Consider the following 20,843-nt stretch of genomic DNA (forward strand, 5'->3'; position numbering starts at 1 on the left):
GATCCGCTGGGGTCGATTCGGTCGTTTCCTGGCTTGTACCAACTACCCGGAGTGCAAGGGTACGCGCGAGTTGACAGCCGAACTCAAAGGAGAGCACGGGACGGATGAGGACACCGACGTCTCCACTGAGGCCGCGGCGACGCCCTGCGACAACTGCGGACGGCCTATGGTAATGAAACGCGGCCGGTTCGGACCCTTCCTGGGTTGCTCCGGATATCCGGAGTGCAAGATGATCCGGAAGCTATCGCAGGCCGAGGCGGCCAGTGCGCGGCCTGCGCCGCAGCCGACCGACGAGATCTGCGACAAGTGCGGCGCCCCGATGGTGTTACGGGAGGGACGATATGGCCGCTTCCTGTCCTGCTCCACCTATCCCGCCTGCAAGCATATCAAGCCGATCGCGATCGGCGTCAAGTGTCCGCAGTGCGGCAGCCCGCTTTCCGAGCGACGCACCAAACGGGGCCGGGTTTTCTATGGATGTACTGCATACCCGAAGTGCGCCTTTGCCATCTGGGATCGCCCGATCCAGGAACCCTGCCCGCAGTGCGGGGCCGCCTTCCTGGTGGAGAAGAGGCTGAAAGGGGGCGGGGTCTCGATCCGTTGTAGTGCAGAAGGCTGTGCCTACGTGCGGGAGGTCGATACGGCGGTACAGGCAAAGGCGTGACCGAGATCGTCGTGGTTGGCGGAGGGTTGGCCGGAAGCGAAGCGGCCTGGCAGGCGGCGGAGCGGGGCGCCCATGTTCGCCTGTACGAGATGCGACCGGCCGTCTTTACCCCAGCCCACAAAACCGACCGGTTGGCCGAACTGGTCTGCAGCAACTCCCTGAAGTCGGATTTGCCGGACGATTGTCACGGCCTGTTGAAGCGGGAGCTGACCGCGTACGGCTCGGTCATCATGACCGCTGCCAGGACGCACGCTGTTCCCGCCGGATCGGCGCTGGCCGTCGATCGTGATGCCTTTGCGGCTGAGGTGACTGCCAGGCTTGCGCGCCACCCGCACATCACCATTGTTCGGGACGAGGTCAAGGCGATACCGGACGAGAGACCGGTGATTATCGCCACCGGTCCGTTGACCTCCGACCAGCTGGCCAGCGCGCTGCGCGATCGGTTCGTGGACTATCTGGCATCGGCAGACCCATCCGCCGATACGCAAGATCTGCTCTACTTCTATGACGCTATCTCGCCGATCATTGCCGCCGAGTCTATCGATCGTACCGTGGCCTTTGCCGCCTCCCGTTACGGCAAGGGGGGGGATGATTATCTGAACTGCCCTCTCACGCGAGAGGCGTATCAGCGTTTTTGGGAAGCGATCAGGGCTGCGGAGCCGACCCCGATCCGCCCGTTTGAAGAGGCGCGATACTTCGAACGATGTCTCCCCATCGAGGTGCTGGCGGCGCGCGGCGAGGACGCCTTACGGTTCGGGCCGATGAAACCGGTGGGCCTGGTCGATCCCAGGACCGGACGCCGTCCCTACGCCATCGTCCAACTCCGGCTGGAGAACCGGGAAGGAACCATGTACAACCTAGTGGGGTTTCAGACGCGCCTGAAATGGGGCGAGCAACGCCGGATTCTCCGGATGATCCCCGGCCTCAGCGGTGCCGAGTTCCTCCGATACGGCTCCATCCATCGCAACACCTTTATCGCAGCGCCGGCGCTCCTGCAAGAGACAATGCAGTTCAAGGGGGATTCGGGGATCTTGCTGGCCGGTCAACTCACCGGCGTGGAGGGATACCTGGAATCGTCCGGGAGCGGACTGTTGGCCGGGGTCAACGCGGTCAAACACCTGCACAGTGAGACGCCGGTCGTGCTCCCGCCGACCACCGCCCTCGGCTCCCTTCTTCGTCACATCTGCCATGCGGATGCCCGCACTTTCCAGCCGATGAATGTCAACTTCGGCCTGCTACCGTCGCTTGATGAACCGATCCGGGCCAAGCGCGAAAGACGGCAAGCCTTGGCCGCCCGCGCCATTCGCGACTTGCCAGATCTGTCTTGAAGAGGGCTCCGGGTTATTCAATCTTCATACCCGAGCGTCTAAACCAGGAAGTTGGCGCCTGGAACTACAAGGTTTGGCCTTGATCTTTCTGCCTATTCCTCGTATCGTACCGGACAGGAGTAAAAGCGGGTTGATCCCATGCTGGAACAGATTGAGGCGTATTTATTATATCTTCAGGCGGAGCGAGCAGCTTCTCTCCACACCCTGAAGAACTACGCGATCGACTTGCAGCAGTTCCGGACGTTTCTTAGGGCCAGCGGGTTCCAAAAGTCGGAGCCGGCCGTAAGTGGTCCGATTGGGTTCACTACAGGCGATGCCGAACGAGGGAATGCCATGCGCCGGACCATCGAGCCCGCTGAGATCGATTCGCTGGCGATTAGGGCCTTCGTGGCGGATCTGCATAGAAGGGGGATTGCGCGAAGCAGCATTGCGCGGAAGCTGGCGACCTTGCGATCGTTCTTTCGGTACCTGTGCCGGGAAGGTGTACTTGCTGCGAATCCGGCGAAGCTCGTGTCGACGCCGAAGCTGCCAAAGCGACTTCCGGCCTATCTGACCGTAGACGAGGTTGATCGGCTCTTGGCGGCGCCTCGCGAGCAGGATTTCCCTGGCGCCCGCGATCTGGCGATTCTTGAGTTCTTTTATGCCTCGGGCATCAGATTGAGCGAGTTGACGGGATTGGATGTACGAGACGTCGATATTCGGGAGGGTCTCGTTCGGGTGAAAGGCAAGGGGAATAAGGAGCGAATCGTCCCGGTGGGATCGAAGGCCATCGCCGTCCTAAGGCGCTATCTCGGTCAGCGGAGTGATCTGATCCAGGGCTCGAAGCGAGCAGCCCCCGAACCCGCGGCGTTGTTTCTCAACCGCCGTGGCGGTCGATTAAGTCCACGGAGTACTGCTCGAATCGTATTGAAATACCTGAATCGGAGCGGCGTGGGGCCAAAGATCACACCTCACGGGCTGCGCCATAGCTATGCTACGCATCTGCTTCAAGCCGGGGCGGATCTCCGCTCGATCCAGGAACTGCTGGGGCATTCGCGGCTCTCGACCACTCAGCGGTATACCCACCTGAATCTGGATCACCTGATGGAGATCTACGATAAGGCGCATCCGCGGGCCTGAGAAGAAAGGGTGGAGGGTATAGCGTGGAGGGTATAGGACGTAACAAAATACGAAGCACCACGATCCTGGCAGTGCGGCACAAGGGGAGAGTGGTCGTAGCCGGAGACGGGCAGGTCTCCTTCGGCGAGACGGTAATGAAGCAAACCGCTCGCAAGGTTCGTCGGCTGTGGAACGATCGGGTTATCGCCGGTTTTGCCGGCGCTGCCGCCGATGCGTTTGCTCTCCAATCGAGGTTTGAGGCGAAGCTGGAGGCGTTCAGCGGCAACCTGCCGCGCGCCGCGGTTGAGTTGGCGAAGGACTGGCGCACGGATCGGGCCCTCCGCCGACTAGAGGCGCTGTTGGTGGCAGTCGACAGGGAGCATTCGCTGGTCATCTCCGGAACGGGGGACGTGATCGAGCCCGACGACGGGGTGGTTGGTATCGGCTCCGGGGGGCAATACGCGGCCGCTGCGGCTCGAGCCCTGGTCGGCTTTTCAGAGCTTGATGCAAGAAAGATCGCCGAGGAGGCAATGAAGATCGCCGCCTCAATCTGCGTCTATACGAACGATACGATCACGATTGAAGAGTTGTAGAACATTCTGTAAACGTTCCCCTCACCCTGACCCTCTCCCCCCACCAAAAGGGGGCGAGGGGAACACAAAAGGAAGTTCTCTCTGCCCTGAGGAGTGAGGAGATAATAATATCTCCTCTCCCCCGCTGCCGGGAGAGAGGATGAAGATGAGGGGGTTCGGTGAGGTATCTATGGAACAGTTGACACCGCGACAGATTGTGGCCGAGCTTGATAAATATATCATCGGTCAAAGAGAAGCCAAACGGGCCGTCGCTATCGCGCTGCGCAATCGATGGCGGCGGCAGAAGCTGCCGGCGGAGCTGCGGGATGAGGTGGCGCCAAAGAACATCATCATGATCGGCCCGACCGGTGTGGGCAAGACTGAGATCGCCCGCCGTCTCGCCAAGCTGGTTGATGCGCCGTTCATCAAGGTAGAGGCCAGCAAATACACTGAGGTGGGCTACGTCGGACGCGACGTCGAATCGATGGTGCGAGATCTGACCGAGCTGGCGGTAAGCATGGTAAAAGAAGAAAAGACCAAGACCGTCCAGGAGCGGGCGAGGGAGCTGGCGGAAGAGCGGCTCCTGGACCTGCTGTTTCCCGTCAGCAGGATGCCGACGACCCCGGGCGTCGAGCAAACCTCCGACACGACGACGGCCACCTCGGCAGCAGAGACTCGCGAGAAACTCAGGAAGCGGCTGCACGAGGGGAAGCTGGACGACCGGACCGTGGAGTTGGAGGTCAAGGATCGAGCCATGCCGATGGTAGAGATCTTCAGCGGCGCCGGCATGGAGGGGATGGACATCAACATGAAGGAGATGCTTGGGAACCTGCTGCCCCAGCGGACCAAGCGACGCAAGGTCAAGATCCGGGAGGCCCAGCGGATCCTCGCGCAGGAAGAGGCCGACAAGCTGATCGATGTGGACGAGGTGAGGTCGGAGGCGGTCCGCCGGGTTGAGGACTCCGGAATCGTCTTCCTGGATGAGATCGATAAGATCGCCGGTCGCGATTCGAGCCACGGTCCGGATGTCTCGCGCCAGGGCGTGCAACGCGATCTTTTACCGATCGTCGAGGGGTGTACGGTCAACACCAAGTACGGCCTGGTACGGACCGATCACATCCTGTTTATCGCGGCCGGCGCGTTCCATGTCGCCAAGCCGTCGGACCTGATTCCGGAGCTGCAGGGACGCTTCCCGTTGCGCGTCGAGTTGGCCAGCCTCACGCAGGACGACTTTGTCAGAATCCTCACAGAGCCGCAGAATGCCCTGATCAGGCAGTATACCGCCCTTCTGGCGACAGAGGAGGTCAAGTTGGACTTTACGGACGATGCTGTGCGGGAACTCGCCTCTACCGCCAGCGCCGTCAATCAGGCGACTGAGAATATCGGCGCCCGCCGTCTTTACACCATTCTGGAGCGGCTGCTGGACGAGATCTCGTTTGAGGCGCCCGCCATGCACGGGGCCCAGGTCACAATCAACGCCGCATATGTTCGGGAGCGGCTTCAGGAGATCGTCAAGAGCGAGGACCTGAGCCGCTACATTTTGTGATGCAGCGATCAGACAGAATATTGCCATACATTGCGTGGTAGGCCGCAACCATAGACGTCATTCCCGCGAAAGCGGGAATCCAGAAAGGCACTGGATTCCGGATCAAGCCCGGAATGACGAACTGCCTGAGACTTATGTAGGCATACACAGCAACGGAGAAGATGGTGGGGCAGCGGAAGACGTTAGCGGTCCAGCACGGGATCGACAAGGCGAAGGTCCTGATCGAGGCGCTGCCGTATATCAAGACATTTGCCGGTAAGACGGTTGTGATCAAATATGGCGGTGCGGCGATGACGGATGAGGCGCTCAAGCGGTCGGTAGCGCTGGACGTCATTCTCATGCGGTACGTCGGGATGCAACCGGTTGTCGTCCACGGCGGTGGCCCTGAGATCACAAAGGCGATGGAGCAAGCGGGCCTGAAGCCCACCTTTATCTCCGGATTCCGCGTCACCGACCGGGAGACGATGAAGATCGTTGAGATGGTGATGGTGGGCCAGGTTAACCAGGAGCTGGTGGCGCTTATCAACAGCAGCGGTGGGTCGGCCGTCGGCCTCTCAGGCAAGGATGGCGGGTTGATCCGGGCAAAGAAGGCCGGTCCGGCGGTGGCTGCGAAGTCCCCAGCAGGTGCCGCCAAGCCGCAGGTCGATCTGGGGTTCGTCGGCGAGATAGTTGCTGTTGATGAACGGGTTCTACTCGCCCTGGAGCGCGACGGGTTCACGCCGGTGGTAGCGCCGACCGGCGTTGATGAGGCCGGCGTAACGTACAACATTAATGCCGATCTGGCGGCCGGCGCGATCGCATCAGCCCTGCAAGCGGAAAAGCTCATCTTTCTGACCGACACCGATGGTATTCTGGACAAGGATGACGTCCTTATTCCCACGCTGAACAGGCAAAAGGTAGAACAGCTTATCGCCGATGGCGTCATCTCGGGAGGGATGCTGCCGAAGGTTCGGGCCTGTCTCACCGCGCTGGACAAGGGGGTTGAGAAGACGCACATCGTCAACGGCACCATCCCCCATGCCCTTCTGCTGGAGTTCTTCACGTCAGAAGGGGTCGGCACGGAGATTGTTACGTAGATGTCAGCGACCGATGAATTGATGGCGCAGACGGCTCGCTACCTGGCTAACACCTATGCCCGATTCCCGGTAGCGCTGGTGAAGGGCAGCGGTGTACGGGTCTGGGATGCCGAGGGCAAGACCTACCTCGACTTCGCCGCTGGTATCGCCGTAGACGTCCTGGGCCACTGCCACCCGAAGGTGGTGGAGGCCATCAGGTTGCAGGCCGAGACGCTGCTGCACGTCTCGAACCTCTACTATATTGAGCCGCAGATTCGGTTGGCGCGCGCGTTGAGCGAACAGTCGTTTGGCGGTAAGGTATTCTTCTGCAACAGCGGGGCGGAGGCGAATGAGGCGGCCATTAAGCTGGCTCGCCGCTATGCCAAGACGCGGTGGAGCTCCGACCGATATGAAATCGTCTGCATGCGGGACTCGTTCCACGGTCGGACGATGGCTACCGTGACCGCTACCGGTCAGCCGAAGTACAGTCAGGGCTTTGAGCCGCTCGTCCCGGGCTTCAAGCATATCCCGTTCAACGATTTGGCGGCGGCAGAGCGGGCGATCGACTCTCGGACCTGTGCCGTGCTGGTAGAGCCGATCCAGGGCGAGGGGGGCGTGAGGCTTCCGGACGATGACTACCTGCCGAGCCTTCGACATCTTTGTTCGGAGCGAGAGGTTCTTCTGATGCTGGATGAGGTCCAGACGGGGATGGGGCGGACCGGGCGTCTCTTCGCCTATGAGCACTGGGGCATCCAACCCGACATCGCCACGCTTGCTAAGGGGCTGGGCGGAGGGTTGCCGATAGGCGCCATGATTGCGACGGAAGCCGTAGCTGAATCCTTTGTGCCGGGCAGCCATGCGTCGACTTTCGGCGGAAACCCATTCGTGACCACCGTAGCCATGGCGGTCCTGACGGAGATTCTCGACGCACGGTTAGCGGAGCACGTGGCGAAGATCGGCGCCTATTTCCTCGAACGTCTGCAGCAACTGGCCATGCGATACCCCTTCGTGAAAGAGACGCGCGGCAAGGGGCTGATGCTTGCCCTGGAGCTGACGGTACCGGCCAGACCGATTGTCGAGCGCTGCCTCGAGCGCGGCTTGCTTATCCTGACCGCAGGCGACCAGGTCTTGCGTTTCGTGCCGCCGCTCATCATCGGCGAGCCTGAGGTAGATGAGGCCATACGCATTCTCGATCTGGTTCTGACGGAGAAATCGTCATGAAAAAGGATCTTCTGTCGATCAGTGATCTGACGGCCTCCGAGATCGACTCACTGTTTGCCCTGACGGCCGACCTGAAAGCACAGCAGCGCAAAGGGATCGCCCATCCGCTGTTGCTCGGCAAGACACTGGGGATGATCTTCGAGAAGCCGTCGCTCAGGACCCGAGTGACCTTTGATGTCGGCATGACCCAGTTGGGCGGCCGCGCCATCTATTTGGCTCCCGCTGATATCCAGCTTGGGGTACGGGAAACCGTCAAGGATGTCGCGAAGAATCTCGAACGATGGGTTGATGGGATTGTGGCGCGGACCTTCACCCACCGGACCCTGGAGGAGCTGGCCCACCATGCGGCAATTCCGATCATTAACGGGCTGAGCGACCTGACCCACCCATGCCAGATTCTTGCGGATCTTTTTACCCTTCAGGAAAAGTGCGGTACGCTGCGCGGCGTGAAGGTCGCCTATATCGGTGACGGCAACAACGTCTGTCATTCATGGCTGTACGGTGCGGCGAGAACCGGAATCGAGCTTCACGTGGCCTGTCCGAAAGGGTACGAGCCCGACGTTGACGTCGTGGCTGCCTCCCGCCGGGAGACCGAAGCGTCCGGTGGACGCATTGTGTTGCTGAACGATGCGAGGGCTGCAGCGGAAGGAGCCGATGTTCTGTACACCGATGTCTGGACCAGCATGGGCCAGGAGGCAGAGGCGGCGACGCGGCGGCACGACTTTCAAGGGTTTCAGGTTGATGCGGCGCTGGTTCGACTGGCCAAACCCGACGTCCTGGTCATGCACTGCCTGCCGGCCCACCGCGGCGAAGAGATTACCGACGAGGTCCTCGATGGCCCGCATTCGATCGTCTATGACGAGGCCGAGAACCGCCTCCACGTTCAGAAGGCGATCCTGGTAACGCTCCTGGGACATCGGTCAGCGGGATGAGGGGAGGGAAGCTTCCCTTCCGAAGGAAACCTGGTCGCTGAACCTACCGCGTCTCCTCCCTTTCCAGAATCATCGCGATCAACTGTGCAACCAATCTTCTCTGTTCAGCGAATATCTTGACGGCCTGCCAGCGAAAGTTGAGGTATCGGTGGGCAAGACGATTCCGTTGAATAGCCAGCCTGGACAGGCTTTCTTGGTCCTCCTCTGAGAGGCCAAAGAAGCTGCCGCACTTCTTTACGGCATCTGCATAACTGTCGACGGAGACGCCTTCTTCGGCTAGTACCGTTCCACACACCTCGATCATGGCGGTCAGAATATTTTCGACCGTCCTATCCATCAGCTTCTGCAGCTTCTTATCGTCGTAATAGGCTTTCCAGGTTGTATTAGCGTAGTCGGTTTCGAATTCCTTGAGTTCTTCAGATATGAACCGAAGAGACTCAAGAATCCTGCCTTTTGCGTAGCGGTATTCAGGCACGCTGTAACGCCTCCAGATTGCGCTTTGTAATAGTAAGCTGCCAATCGCGCCCAAATAGACTGAAATCTTCCATCTGAGAAACGGCTTCGTTTTTCAGATCAACGTATTGATTAAAGTCTCTAAAAAATACTGGGATACCTGAAACGATCGCGTTGTAACACAGCATCGGCTTGGCAAACGTCAGATCGATTGCAATGACATTGACCTCTGAACGAAGCTCCCCGGACAGTCGTAACGAAATATCGGTGATATGCTCGAACATTTCTTCTTCACGAGAATGTTGTTGTGAAAAAACCACGGCAATATCGACATCAGAATCGCGTCCTGGGGACCCTTTAGCCCACGAGCCATACAAGAAGGCCATGTCGATCCCGTAGCGCCCCGCATTGTTTCGAAAAAAATTCTCTAAATGGCTGATGATGCCCCGTCTGAGTTCCACGAGATACTCCTCTATCTCCTTCGGTTCAGCCTTTTTTAGCTGCAATATACGGAATGATATACTAAAATACCGATTTTGTCATGGAGACCGACAGTATCCCCAAAAGCTGATCGGTAAGCGGCGATGGGCTACGTAGTATAATGCCTCCTCGCGTGAACAGCGGATTGAGGAAGGGAGTATGCAAAAGGTGAACAAAATCGTGCTGGCGTATTCGGGCGGGCTGGATACGTCGGTGATCCTGCGCTGGCTTATCGAGACCTACCGGGCGGAGGTGATCGCGTTCTGCGCCGACCTGGGACAGGGCGAGGACCTGGAACCGGTCCGGGAGAAGGCGCTCAAGACGGGCGCCAGCAAGGTCTACATCAAAGACCTGAGAGAAGAGTTTGCCCGGGACTTCGTCTTCCCCTGCCTGAAGGCGAACGCGGTCTATGAGGGGCGCTATCTGCTCGGTACCTCGATGGCGAGGCCGCTGATCGCAAAACACCAGATGGCGGTGGCGAAAAAGGAGGGCGCGGACGCGGTGGCACATGGCGCCACCGGCAAAGGGAACGATCAGGTCCGGTTTGAGCTCTCCTATTATGCCATCGACCCGCGCATCCGGGTCATCGCGCCATGGCGCGAATGGGATCTGGGTTCGCGGTCGGATCTGATTGCCTACGCGAGGAGGCATGACATCCCGGTGCCGATTACGAAGACGCGGCCCTACAGCACCGACCGCAACCTGTTTCACATCAGCTTCGAGGGCGGGGTGTTGGAGGACCCTTGGCAGGAGCCGCCTGAAGAGATGTTTGTTTTGAGTGTCTCGCCGGAGAAGGCGCCGGATCGCGCGACCTATATCGAGGTGGAGTTCCAGGACGGTCAGCCTATTGCGCTGGATGGCAAGCGCCTCTCGCCTGCCAGGCTGCTGCAGCGCCTGAATAAGATCGGCGGCGAGCATGGGATCGGTCGAGTCGATATCGTCGAAAACCGCTACGTTGGGATGAAGTCGCGTGGGGTATATGAGACGCCTGGGGGAACCATTCTGCAGGCCGCTCACCGCGCCGTGGAATCGCTCACGATGGATCGCGAGGTGATGCACCTGCGTGACTCCCTCATTCCCCGCTTCTCGGAGCTGGTCTACTATGGCTATTGGTTCTCCCCGGAGATGGAACTGCTGATGCGGACGATCGAGGCGTCGCAGCAAGGGGTGACCGGTACGGCGCGGGTCAAGCTGTACAAGGGCAACTGCGAGGTCGTAGGGCGCAAGTCGGCCGTCTCGCTGTACGATCCGGCCTTCGCGACGTTCGAGGCGGACCAGGTGTACCGACAGTCGGACGCCGAGGGGTTCATCCGCCTGAACGCGTTACGGCTCAGAATTCGGGCGCTAAGAAAAGAGCGTGGGGTGCGGGGCACGAAAGGGAAGCGGCCGGCACGATGAAAGCGGGACCGAGGACTCAAAAGCCTTGGGGTGGGCGATTTAAGCAGGCGACCGATCCGCGAGTGGAAGCCTACACCGCCTCTATCCACTTTGACCGTCGCCTCTACAAGTACGATATTCAGGGGTCTGTCGCGCACGCGCGGATGCTGGCGAAGTGCGGCCTGCTCAGTAAGGCTGAGACCGACAAGATCGTGATGGGGCTTGAGGAGATCGAGGGCGAGATCGAGCGCGGAGAGTTTCGTTTCGACCCCTCGTTGGAAGACATTCACATGGCGATCGAGACCCGGCTGATCGAGAAGGTGGGAGATGCCGGCGCAAAGCTCCACACCGGCCGGAGTCGGAATGACCAGGTGGCCCTTGATCTGCGTCTCTATCTGCGGGAGGAGATCGGAGAAGTTCGCTATCTGATCGCAGGGCTGGAGCGGGCTCTGATCGCACAAGCCGAAGCTCACCTTGATCTGATCATGCCCGGTTATACCCATATGCAACGGGCTCAGCCGATTCTCCTGGCGCACCACCTGATGGCCTATGTGGAGATGCTGGAGCGGGATCGTGAGAGACTGCGCGATGCGCTTCGCCGGGTTGAGATCCTTCCGCTTGGCGCCGGCGCCCTGGCCGGGGTCGGCCTGCCGATCGATCGGCGCTTTGTTGCCAGGGCGCTTGGCTTTCCCGAACTGTCGGCGAACTCGCTGGATGCCGTCTCTGACCGCGACTTTGTCATCGAGCCGCTATTCGCCTTCGCGCTGCTGCAGGCGCATCTGTCCCGCCTGGCAGAAGAAATTGTGCTGTGGGCATCGGCGGAGTTCGGGTTTATCGAGTTATCCGACGCCTTCGCTACTGGCTCCAGCATGATGCCCCAGAAAAAGAACCCGGACGTGGCGGAGCTGGCGCGAGGGAAGACCGGTCGCGTCTTCGGCGCCATGGTGGCCATGCTTACGGTCATCAAGGGACTGCCGCTCAGCTACAACCGCGATTTGCAGGAGGACAAGGAACCCCTCTTCGACAGCGTAGAGTCCGTCAAGACGACCCTCCTCATCATGGCGTCGCTGGTGCGCAGTCTCATGTTCTGTGCGGATCGGATGCGACAGGCGGCAGAGGACGGATTCTTAAACGCCACCGATCTGGCCGACTATCTGGTGTGTAAGGGGATGCCTTTCCGGCAGGCCCACGAGGTGGTGGGCCTTCTCGTTCGAGGCGCGCTTGCCAGGCGGTGTCGGCTCGAGGAGCTTTCGCTGAAGGAACTGCAAGCGGCCTCCCCCCTGTTCGAGAAGGATGTTTTTGCCTACATCGCGCTCGACGCCTGCATCGAACGGCGGACGGCTACCGGCGGGACCGCGACAAGCGCGGTGAAGAAGGCGATCAAGGCAGCCAAGACCAGACTTCGGGATCGATAGGATGCGGGTTCGGCAGATCATCGTCGCAGCGTCTCTTGGCTCGCTTGTGCTCTCCGGGTGCGGCCGGAGCGGTCCACCTGTGATTCCAGTCCTGGCGGAGCCATCGCCGCCGACCGATCTGACAGCTCTCGTGCGGAGCCGTACGGTGGTCCTCGCGTGGACCACGCCGACGACCAATGTCGATGGCACTGCGCTGAAATACCTGGCCGCGTTCCAAATCTCCCGCCAGCAAATGGCCCCTCAGACCTCTGCCTACTCGGTCATTGCCACCGTAAAGGCTGAGAAGCCGGAGAACGCCGTCGTCTCAGCCAATCGGTACGCCTTTACCGATAGCCATGTAGTCGTGGGAGCCAGGTATACATACGCCATCGAGTCAGTGAGCCGGCGAGGGATCGTTGGGCCGTCGTCAGCAGAAGCGACCGCCCTTGTTACGGTTGAGATTGAGGCCCCATCCAGCCTGCGAGCGGAGGCCGGCGAACGAGCGATCCGCCTCTCCTGGGTTGCGCCAACCCGACGAGTTGATGCAAGCCCGCTGTCTCTAGTCCCAAGGTATAATATCTACCGGGGCGCCAGCCCGGGCCAATTCGGTCCATCCCCAATCAATCGAGAGCCGGTCCGGAGCACGCAGTTCCAGGATACGGATCTGGTCAACGATCAGACATACTACTACCGCGTGGCAGCGGTGGAGAGTCAGGAACCGCCATGGCAGGAGGGGTTGCCCTCCAGCGAGGTAAACGCCGCGCCGGTCGATCTGACGCCTCCTGCCCCTCCCCAGAGTGTCCGAGCGGTTGTTGGGCCTGGCTTGGTAGTCTCGCTGAGCTGGGAGCTGAACCGCGAATCGGACCTGCTCGGCTATTTTGTCTATCGAAGCGATGCTGCGGAGCTTCCCCCGCACCGACTGACAGAAGCTCCGCTCAAATCGCCTACCTTCACCGACCAATCAGTTCGGTCAGGCGGACGGTACCTCTACACTGTGACGGCTATTGACGCCTCTTCCAGACGCAACGAAAGCGTTCCCTCGGAGACCGTCGAGGTCCGCGTCCCGTAATATATTTCCCGTTGCCGGAGGATCCTACAGAGCCGCTTACCGTTCACTGAAATCGGGCCGTCGCAATCCATTCCAAGCCCTCTTCTTTGTGCATCCGCTCGTCATGCCCGATTTGACGAAACACGTCGGCCACGCTCTCAAAGGAGCCGTAGTCTTCCTCAAAGAGACTCTTGAAAGGTTCCGACTCGAACTGGGGGTTTTCCGCCACGAATTCCATGTATTCGTGCTCGGCATGATCCTCAAATTGGGCGTTCACCAGATAACTCCACGACGGCTTGATCACGTAGAGGAGCCAGCAGATGTGGTAGTAGGTGAAGGCAATCACCTGGGGCAGGACGCGATAGAGGAGAACATTTTCCTTGATTCCGCGAGCGTGGGTGAGTTCTTCCAGAATGAGCAGATGCCACATCTCGTTATCTTGAGCGTCGCGGGCCTCCTTGACCCGATCGAAGACCCGGCGGGCAAACTCATGATCTGCATACATGTGGGTAATGGCGATGTAGGCCACGTTCTCCCAGGACTGATACGGGACGCGGGCGACGAGTTCCAGCACCTTGAATTTGCTGAATGTCTTTTTGCGACCATACACGAGGTCCATCGTCATGAAGAGAAGGCGGGCCAAGATGCCGTACCGCATCCTCGGAGAGCGGAGTGTGACTTCTTGCGCTTGACGGCGTTGTTCGGCGGTTAAATTCTCCAGTTTCGAACCCATAGCAAGACCTCCACCGATATGCTGAGACGTCTGTAAGCTGAAGTGGGATGCCCGTGAAAATCGTCTCACAGGTCTTGTTGTGGCGCAAGAGTCTCGGGACTACGCAGGTCTTCTCGGACGCATGCTGGTGTTCGTGGGCGCCCACCTCTGGCGCTCATGTTCATCATGCCGGCAAACCATCCTACGCCGCCAACAGATCATGACCGCTTGCGCTCCGTTGCCACACGTAGTCATAGACGCGACCGGCGAGCGCTTCGGTCTCATCGTCCGTGAAGGGAGGGCGCGGCAGAGATCGCCAGAGGTTGTCGAGGATGAAGATCTTGACCTCCGCCTGAGTAGCCGTGTTCTGCGTCCAAGCCTGCATCGGCTTCAATAGCTCCTGGAGCGAGGCAAGCAGATTCTTGCTGGCCTGCTTCAGCTTCTCGCGGTCCGCCTTGCTGATGCTTTCCCTGAAGAGCAGGTCGAACAGGGCAAGTTCGTCGTCGGTCAGGCCCTCTGCCGCCGCCCGTCTCTGTTCCGCGTCGAGGCTGCCGGCCAACTCGACCAGTTTGGCGAACGTTTCCTCCACCGTCACGCGATCCTTCTCGCGGTTGTAGTCGGCAATGATCTGCTGGTACTTCTTGTAGTAGTCCATCCGCATCGGGTTACTGGCCAGCATCTGCGCCAGCCTCTTCTCGACCACATCTCGAATGTTCTGCAATGCCGAGTGCTTACGCTGTACCTTGTCTGCGAACTCCTTGCGAAGCTTCGCGAAGTCGATCTGGCTCAAGTCCACCGTGAGCCCTTCAGCATGGTCCTCGCCCGGTGCCTGCGTCCGAATCGCCTCGTTGACGATCCTGTGCAGTTCCTTGAGTAGCTCCGTGACGTCCGCAGTATCACGCTTCTCCTGCAGCTTCTTGTAGATCGCCTCGATGTTGTCGTGGCGCTGGGCGTAGGCGAACGCGCTCGGTTCCATCAGCAGCGCCTTGAATCGGATGAAGACCTGCCGCGCCATGATTTCGAAACGGCGCTTGGTCTCGTCCGACGTGTACAGAGCTTCCACGGCATCCCGCAGCGCTTCGATGCGGGTAAAGCCAGTTGCGCCTGTAAGCCGCGACGCGTCGAAGCCCACACCCTTGAGATGGTTCTCCGCGGCTTCGATGGCCTGCAAGAGCGCGGTGACCAATTCCTCGATCGGCGCCACGATGCCGCCGCCATCGCCGCCTTCGTCTTCGTCCCCGAGAGCGTACTGCGCGAGCGCCTCGCGCAGGCTCTTGAGCATGCCGTTGTAGTCCACGATCACCCCGCAGTCTTTGCCCGGATAGACGCGGTTGGCGCGGGCAATGGCCTGCATCAGCGTGTGGGCCTTCATCGGCTTATCGATGTAGAGGGTCGAGAGGCACTCCACATCGAAACCTGTCAGCCACATGGCGCAGATAATGGCGATCCGGAACGGGTGCTCCGGGTCCTTGAATCTACTGAGGGTTCATTCCCCGCGGCTTGCCGCGCAGATTTCTTTTTGCTCTGGTGTTTGATGCCCCGCAGCTTGCTGCGGGGTAGTTCACTGCGTCCTCCACGTCCACGCGCTTGCAGTCGGCTGTCTGGAACCCGGTTTTCATCACCACTCGGTGCGGGATGATGTCGAAGCCCCACCTGGCGAAGTCGCGTACCTCGTTCTGCGCTTCACTGATGATGATCTCGATGATCGTGCCTTCCATCCACCGCGCCTGTCCGCGCAGCCGCTCCAAGGATTTGACGAGGCGCTCCCGCTCATCCACATCAGACGCAGCGGACAGCTCCGCTTCCTTCCTCGATATGAGGGCCTTCACCTCTGTGAGCTTGACTCCCCAGCGGGGCTCGATACGCTGGAGCATCCGGGCGCACGTCACCTTATCGATGCAGATCAGCATGGACTTGCCGGTCTCCCACCGGGTCGAGCAATGCTCGACGAAATCATCAGCCAGCTTGTCGAGCCGGTCGTCGGCGGTGATGATTTCATAGTCCTGGCCCAGCAGCTTCTCCAGCAGCGCGGTCTGGTCCGGGTCCAGTTCCGCCTCCTCGATCTTCGCGGCGATGCGGTCGTTGAGGTCCAACCGTGCGATACCGAGCTTTTCACCCCGGTTCTCGTAGACCAGCCGTACGGTAGACTGATCTTCCTCTGAGCGCTTGAAGTCGTAGCGCGAGACGTAACCGCCGAATATTCGACGCGTGAGGTGGTCGTGCTTGAAGAGCGGCGTGCCGGTGAATCCGATGAAGGAGGCGTTTGGCAGCGCCAGTCGCATGTTGCGGGCAAACTTCCCGGCCTGAGTCCGGTGCGCCTCATCCGACATGACGATGATATCGTCGCGATCGCTGTAGGGCTCGCTCACCGACTGGTTGAACTTGTGGATAAGGCTGAAGACGAACCGATGGTTCTCGCGAAGAATCTCCTTCAACTCCTGGCCGGAGCCGGCGCGCGGCATTGTTTCGTCCGCCACGCCACAACCATGAATGTGCGCCAGATCTGGTCGTCGAGGTCCTCGCGATCGGTCATCACGACAAAGGTGAAGTTGCCTGGCACCACGCGCCGCACCTTCTCGGCGAAGAACGCCATCGAGTACGACTTGCCGCTGCCCTGCGTATGCCAGAACACCCCTAAGCGCCCCAGGTCATCATGGGCGCGTTTCAGCAGCGGCAGTTCGCCCTTGGCAGCGGAATCCACGGTGCGTTGCATGGCATAGGGCGAATCCGGCGGAGTCTCAGCGGCCTTGAGCTGCTCATACGTTGGCACGCGATACTTGATGAGTCGCTCACCTACCGGGAAGTGTCGCTTCAACTGCTCCTGCCGTACAACCGATGCAACGGCGCGGTTGACACCGAGCACCTGATGGTTACGCGCCACGATCTTTCGTGTGCCACCGGCTCGGCTGTCGTCAAAGAGAATGAAGTTCTCCACCAGGTCGAGCAGCCTCTTTTTGGCCAGCATGCCGTCGAGTAGCGCTTCGGCATCCACCCGGCCCTTGTCCTTCTCGTCGTTGCGCTTCCACTCCACGAAGTGTTCCCACTTGCTGGTGATGGAGCCGTAGCGGGCGCTGTCGCCATTGCTGACAACGAGAAAAGCGTTGTGATGGAAGGCGTGGGCGACACCGTGCTCGTTCAGGTAGTCGGTCAGGTTGGCGTCAAAGCCGGCACGGATGTTCCGATAGACCGCTTTCAGCTCGATGAAGACCAGCGGCAGGCCGTTGATGAAACACACAAGGTCGCCGCGCCGGTTGTAGTGCGGGACGCGCACGCCCTGGATCTTCAGTTCCCGAACCGCCAGGAAGCGGTTGTTGGGCTTTCCATCGAGAGCGATCCCGTTGCGGAAGTCGATCACCTGCGCGTGCGCGTGCCGGGTCTCTCCATTCGCGTCCCGCCACTCGACCGGTACCCCGCCCCGGATGAAGCTGTAGAACTCCCGGTTGTGCTGGAGGAGCGAGCGGGCAAAGTCAATTCGCGTGAGTTGCTCGATCGCCTGCTCCCGCGCCGACTCAGGAATACCCGGATTAAGCCGGGCCAGCGCCGTGCGCAGATCTCGCACCAACACGGCCTCGCGTTCGGACGCCCGGCCCAGGGTGCCGTGCGGCCCGAACGTCTCCGTGTTGTAGGCGTAGACGCTCTCCCAGCCGAGCGCCTTCTCCAGATGCTCGGCGAAGGTCTGCTGGACCAGTCGGTCCTCGCTGTTGATGTCGGTCAGGGCCATAGGGATTCGATTACCTCGATTGGCTCAGAAGTGGTCGATTCTGAGCCAAATACTCCATGCCTCTTAAAGCCGTTCTTTGCACTACACTGCAGCCCCTTCCGCCCACTCGTATCGTACCCGCAGGTCATTTCCTACTGAGCGAGCCAAATGTCCGTCGTGTTGGAGCCGGCCTACAACTACCCCGACACCGACACCGATGGAATTCGCAAAAGCGCGTATGGCCGGTGGCCGAAAATCACGTCCTCGGACGAAAAGCGCGTAGTCCCTTGGTGGAACCAGATGATCAGCGGCAAAGTGGTTTGCCGCCTCTTCCTTCTTGACCAGATCCGGCCCGTCGCAACCGTCTTCGATGAATACGGCCTGCCGCTCGTGTATGAGGATATGTCCGAGCTCATGGAAAAGGCTGAACCAGAAGATGTCGGCCCACTTCCCGCGAATCGTCAGCATGAGCACCGCCTTCTCACGCCCCAACCAGTAGGTCGCCCCGTGCGTCCTGGTTCCCGGAAAATGGGGACACAACACCAAGGCCACTCCGGCGCTCGCCAGCGTCTTCCGTAACTGCGAGAGGAAGACCTCCGGCGCCTGCAGGGTCAGCGCTTGCAGCGTAGCCAGAGAGCGCTCGAGATTCACCTTATTGAACGGCGCACACTCCTGTCTTTGCGCCTCGAGTTCACCCAGGCGCAGCCAAGCCGCCACGGCATGCGGCGACTGTTCCTTCTTGCCCGCCGAGCCGCAGCGGAACGCAGCCTCATAGCGACGCATCTCGGGCACCAAGCTCAGCGAGGTCACCCCGAAGAAGCGCTGCAACTCCAGCACCTTCTCCAATGAATCGGTCTTTTTCGCTACCGCGCCCACCTTGACCAGCGCGTTGTAGCAGTAGGACGAGATCAGGCCGGTCTCTCGTTGCCGACCGACCTGTTCACCGGTCTCCTGTTGCCGGGCCAAGGTGAGACGATACTCACTCTCCAACCCCAGCCAGATGTGCGCCGGTACGCCGACAACCTTCTCCAGTTGCAGGGCCGTATCGGGGGTGATGGCCTTGTCGCCCTTGAAGATCGGGCTCAGCTTGGAAGCCGGACGGGCCATCCGCGTGGCCAACTCGTCCTTGGTCATACCAAGCTCACCGATGACCTCCTCCAGGTACTCGCCGGGAGGAATCGCCAGATTGGAATGGATCGCCGCCTCAGTCGCCATAATGCTTGCTCACCTCCTCGATATGCGCAATTTCAAGCCGCTTGCCCTCCAGGGTAAAGATCAGCCGATGAAACCCTGTCAGGTTGATCGCCCAGAATCCTTTCCGGTGGCCTTTGAGTTCGTGGCATCGAAGACCTGGCATTCGCTTCAATTCCTCGATGTCCCGGACGCTCTTGATAATGCCCACTCGCTGGATGTACTTGCGCGCGACCGGTTCACCGTAAGCCCGGATCGCCTCGGCGGACACCTCATACCGTCTCTGTAGCGTTCGTGTCCGGAATCTGACTTCCACGAGGATCCAGCGCTCCTGTCACAGTGTCTTCACCTATGAGGTAAAGACAATATACTCCAGGAATGTCCACAGTCAAGAGATTTCTTCACCCAATGGGTAAAGATCGCTACCGCTTCAGCGGCGCTCCCGCGCACTCATACGGCGATCTCTCCGCTCATCAGGCGCGGCAACAGCAAGTCGCGGGCCGCGCGGAGTTGCTGGTTCTGGAGATGCAGTGCACGGATTTGCTCATCGCAGGGGACGGTTACCTCCTCGAACGCTCGCTTCAGACGCTCGGGAGGTTCCAGCAGCACCTGTACCGAGAACTCCTTCTTGGTAACTGAGGCAAAGATCGCGCCCCCACCAATGAGATCCTCCTTGAAGAAGTACGCGCGAAGCTGCTGTAGCAGCAAAGCTTGGTGTCCGGTCTTGCTGCGCAATGCGGCAAGACCACGGCCAATCACGATCTTATCGAGCGTGACATTGAGTCGACCGACCGGAGCCCGAACGCTGCATAGAATGTCTCCGGATTCGGCGATGCGATTCAGCGCAGTCGAATAAATGCGGTGGGTTACGAACCGATCGCCGAAGTCAGTTACGCCCTGGTGAAACGGAAGACCTTCACCGTCTTCGTTATAGTACCTGGACTCCGGGCTTTGGCCCATTGTGATCTCGGCCAACTCACTCAGCCGCAACCGCTCCCACCCTTCCGGCACGCCGTTGGTGATAGGAGTGTGTTCATGGCCGGGGAAGCGGAGGCGGACGAACCACTCGCGGTAGAGCTGTCGCGTCGCCTCCTCCAACAACGCCATCCGCCGCCGGTTGTTCTCGATCAGGTCGTCATAAGCAGCAAACACAGCGACGATTCGTTGCTGCACCTCCTTGCGAGGTAGAGGCAGTGTGATCTTATAGATATCTCGGATCGGGAGCTGAGGCTGGGCAACGCCGCTGCGAAGCTGTTCAACCTGCCCTTTGAACCCAGGTGAGCGCAGGAAGCCAAATAGAAACGCAGGGAGAAGCTTCGCGGGGTCCGCCCGCATGATGACCATGCCGGAATTGATCCGTACGTGGTCGTAGGGAACCTCATCTCCATACAAGGCGGCGTTTCCGAGCGTCCCTCGCGTGGTCAGGACAACATCCTGTCTTGATAGCCTCCCCTTTCGCAGTTCCTCGTCCTTTTGCTCCGATATGAACTGGCACTCAGAGAAGTCGAAGCCGGAACTCGTCACGTTCGCTGTGCTAAGAAACAAGCAGTAATCGTCATCGGAGAAGTCCCCGTGCTTCGGATACGCTTTGCCCCTGTCTCCATCAATGATTTTGAGAGAGGCTTGGCCGAGAGGCAGTTCGTCCCAGCCTTGTCTCATACGGTCAACTCCTCGAAGTTCTCCTGAATCCTCACCGCCGTCATTCCGGCGGAAGCCGGAATCCAGTCAGAGTATCGATGCATAAAGGTCCTGCCAGGTGGGATTGGTCTTCTCGATTAGCTCTAACTTCCATTTGCGCTTCCATTCCTTAATCGCCTTTTCGCGGCGGATGGCCGACTCCATCGTTTCGTGTAACTCAAACCAAACCAGGCGATGCGCTCCATATCGCTTCGTGAAGCCCTCAGTCACGTCGTTCTTGTGTTGCCAGACTCGTTCAACTAGCCCATCTTCCGCAGTAGTGGCTCGATCTGCACCAAAAAGACCGCTCGTCGATCAGCCGGACCGCGTCACTCCGTGATCCGGAAGCGCCGGATGCTGAAAACCGCGTGTAGTGCAGAAAAGCCTCTTGCGGTGGA

The 20,843-nt window shown here is 59.8% G+C and carries 18 protein-coding genes and 1 pseudogene; 11 read left to right on the forward strand and 8 right to left on the reverse strand.

The annotated features are described in order from the left end of the window. The 8 genes from KGL31_14115 to argF form a co-directional block, all read left to right on the forward strand. A partial coding sequence (locus tag KGL31_14115; protein ID MDE2323014.1) for a topoisomerase DNA-binding C4 zinc finger domain-containing protein occupies nt 1–661 on the forward strand: 661 nt, incomplete at its 5' end. Further along, nucleotides 658–1,989 carry a methylenetetrahydrofolate--tRNA-(uracil(54)-C(5))-methyltransferase (FADH(2)-oxidizing) TrmFO gene (trmFO, locus tag KGL31_14120; protein MDE2323015.1) on the forward strand — a complete coding sequence of 444 codons (1,332 nt, stop codon included), beginning with the start codon at nt 658–660 and terminating at the stop codon, nt 1,987–1,989. The genes KGL31_14115 and trmFO, both read left to right, overlap by 4 nt. Before the next feature lie 138 nt (nt 1,990–2,127). Next, nucleotides 2,128–3,108, forward strand: coding sequence for a tyrosine recombinase XerC (gene xerC / locus KGL31_14125; GenBank protein ID MDE2323016.1), 981 nt, complete (start codon nt 2,128–2,130; stop codon nt 3,106–3,108). Nucleotides 3,109–3,155: 47 nt separating this feature from the next. Beyond that, the gene (gene hslV / locus KGL31_14130; protein MDE2323017.1) at nt 3,156–3,680 is read left to right on the forward strand and encodes an ATP-dependent protease subunit HslV; all 525 of its coding nucleotides are present in this window, start codon (nt 3,156–3,158) and stop codon (nt 3,678–3,680) included. Nucleotides 3,681–3,849: 169 nt separating this feature from the next. Then, nucleotides 3,850–5,205, forward strand: coding sequence for an ATP-dependent protease ATPase subunit HslU (hslU, locus tag KGL31_14135; protein ID MDE2323018.1), 1,356 nt, complete (start codon nt 3,850–3,852; stop codon nt 5,203–5,205). A 161-nt stretch (nt 5,206–5,366) separates the two neighbouring features. Next, nucleotides 5,367–6,281, forward strand: a complete 915-nt coding sequence (argB, locus tag KGL31_14140; GenBank protein MDE2323019.1) for an acetylglutamate kinase — start codon at nt 5,367–5,369, stop codon at nt 6,279–6,281. Further along, entirely contained in the window at nt 6,282–7,481 is a 1,200-nt protein-coding gene (locus KGL31_14145) for an acetylornithine transaminase (protein MDE2323020.1), read from the forward strand. Then, nucleotides 7,478–8,413, forward strand: coding sequence for an ornithine carbamoyltransferase (argF, locus tag KGL31_14150; protein MDE2323021.1), 936 nt, complete (start codon nt 7,478–7,480; stop codon nt 8,411–8,413). Before KGL31_14145 ends, argF begins: the two co-directional genes overlap by 4 nt. A gap of 43 nt (nt 8,414–8,456) precedes the next feature. On the opposite strand, the gene KGL31_14155 is transcribed toward argF, so the two are convergent. Further along, nucleotides 8,457–8,888 (reverse strand): DUF86 domain-containing protein, encoded by a 432-nt coding sequence (locus KGL31_14155; protein ID MDE2323022.1) that lies wholly within the window; start codon nt 8,886–8,888, stop codon nt 8,457–8,459. Beyond that, the gene (locus KGL31_14160; protein MDE2323023.1) at nt 8,881–9,327 is read right to left on the reverse strand and encodes a nucleotidyltransferase domain-containing protein; all 447 of its coding nucleotides are present in this window, start codon (nt 9,325–9,327) and stop codon (nt 8,881–8,883) included. The genes KGL31_14155 and KGL31_14160 overlap by 8 nt, the downstream gene beginning before the upstream one ends. A 178-nt stretch (nt 9,328–9,505) precedes the next feature. On the opposite strand from KGL31_14160, the gene KGL31_14165 reads away from it, so the two are divergent. Genes KGL31_14165 through KGL31_14175 form a run of 3 tightly spaced genes read left to right on the forward strand, consistent with a single transcriptional unit; the run spans nt 9,506 to nt 13,186 of the window. Then, on the forward strand, nt 9,506–10,744 hold the full coding sequence (locus tag KGL31_14165; GenBank protein MDE2323024.1) for an argininosuccinate synthase: 1,239 nt from the start codon (nt 9,506–9,508) through the stop codon (nt 10,742–10,744). Next, nucleotides 10,741–12,138 carry an argininosuccinate lyase gene (gene argH, locus KGL31_14170; GenBank protein MDE2323025.1) on the forward strand — a complete coding sequence of 466 codons (1,398 nt, stop codon included), beginning with the start codon at nt 10,741–10,743 and terminating at the stop codon, nt 12,136–12,138. The genes KGL31_14165 and argH overlap by 4 nt, the downstream gene beginning before the upstream one ends. 1 nt (nt 12,139) lies before the next feature. Then, nucleotides 12,140–13,186, forward strand: a complete 1,047-nt coding sequence (locus KGL31_14175; GenBank protein ID MDE2323026.1) for a hypothetical protein — start codon at nt 12,140–12,142, stop codon at nt 13,184–13,186. A gap of 43 nt (nt 13,187–13,229) precedes the next feature. Here the strand turns inward: KGL31_14175 and KGL31_14180 are convergent, their stop codons facing one another. The 6 genes and pseudogenes from KGL31_14180 to KGL31_14205 all read right to left on the reverse strand — a co-directional run bounded on the left by KGL31_14180 (nt 13,230) and on the right by KGL31_14205 (nt 20,676). Further along, entirely contained in the window at nt 13,230–13,898 is a 669-nt protein-coding gene (locus KGL31_14180) for a hypothetical protein (GenBank protein MDE2323027.1), read from the reverse strand. A gap of 181 nt (nt 13,899–14,079) precedes the next feature. Beyond that, a pseudogene (locus KGL31_14185) lies at nt 14,080–17,598 on the reverse strand (type I restriction endonuclease subunit R). Between the two features lie 81 nt (nt 17,599–17,679). After that, entirely contained in the window at nt 17,680–18,792 is a 1,113-nt protein-coding gene (locus KGL31_14190) for a HigA family addiction module antidote protein (GenBank protein MDE2323028.1), read from the reverse strand. Then, complete coding sequence (locus KGL31_14195) at nt 18,782–19,084, reverse strand: type II toxin-antitoxin system RelE/ParE family toxin (GenBank protein ID MDE2323029.1); 303 nt, start codon at nt 19,082–19,084, stop codon at nt 18,782–18,784. Before KGL31_14195 ends, KGL31_14190 begins: the two co-directional genes overlap by 11 nt. A gap of 134 nt (nt 19,085–19,218) precedes the next feature. Then, nucleotides 19,219–20,427: a restriction endonuclease subunit S gene (locus KGL31_14200; GenBank protein ID MDE2323030.1), complete on the reverse strand. Its 1,209-nt coding sequence runs from the start codon at nt 20,425–20,427 to the stop codon at nt 19,219–19,221. Between the two features lie 66 nt (nt 20,428–20,493). Beyond that, a complete protein-coding gene (locus tag KGL31_14205; protein ID MDE2323031.1) occupies nt 20,494–20,676 on the reverse strand; it encodes a GIY-YIG nuclease family protein in 183 nt (60 codons plus the stop codon). Nucleotides 20,677–20,843: the final 167 nt, after the last annotated feature.

It is taken from the genome of Candidatus Methylomirabilota bacterium (assembly GCA_028870115.1).
Taxonomy (GTDB): Bacteria; Methylomirabilota; Methylomirabilia; order Methylomirabilales; family Methylomirabilaceae; genus Methylomirabilis.

Coding starts and splice junctions, on each gene's coding strand:
- KGL31_14190 (MDE2323028.1), bottom strand. CDS start 18,792: ATGGCGACTGAGGCGGCGATCCATTCCAATCTGGCGATTCCTCCCGGC.
- argB (MDE2323019.1), top strand. CDS start 5,367: ATGGTGGGGCAGCGGAAGACGTTAGCGGTCCAGCACGGGATCGACAAG.
- hslU (MDE2323018.1), top strand. CDS start 3,850: ATGGAACAGTTGACACCGCGACAGATTGTGGCCGAGCTTGATAAATAT.
- KGL31_14200 (MDE2323030.1), bottom strand. CDS start 20,427: ATGAGACAAGGCTGGGACGAACTGCCTCTCGGCCAAGCCTCTCTCAAA.
- argF (MDE2323021.1), top strand. CDS start 7,478: ATGAAAAAGGATCTTCTGTCGATCAGTGATCTGACGGCCTCCGAGATC.
- argH (MDE2323025.1), top strand. CDS start 10,741: ATGAAAGCGGGACCGAGGACTCAAAAGCCTTGGGGTGGGCGATTTAAG.
- KGL31_14165 (MDE2323024.1), top strand. CDS start 9,506: ATGCAAAAGGTGAACAAAATCGTGCTGGCGTATTCGGGCGGGCTGGAT.
- KGL31_14145 (MDE2323020.1), top strand. CDS start 6,282: ATGTCAGCGACCGATGAATTGATGGCGCAGACGGCTCGCTACCTGGCT.
- KGL31_14175 (MDE2323026.1), top strand. CDS start 12,140: ATGCGGGTTCGGCAGATCATCGTCGCAGCGTCTCTTGGCTCGCTTGTG.
- xerC (MDE2323016.1), top strand. CDS start 2,128: ATGCTGGAACAGATTGAGGCGTATTTATTATATCTTCAGGCGGAGCGA.
- KGL31_14180 (MDE2323027.1), bottom strand. CDS start 13,898: ATGGGTTCGAAACTGGAGAATTTAACCGCCGAACAACGCCGTCAAGCG.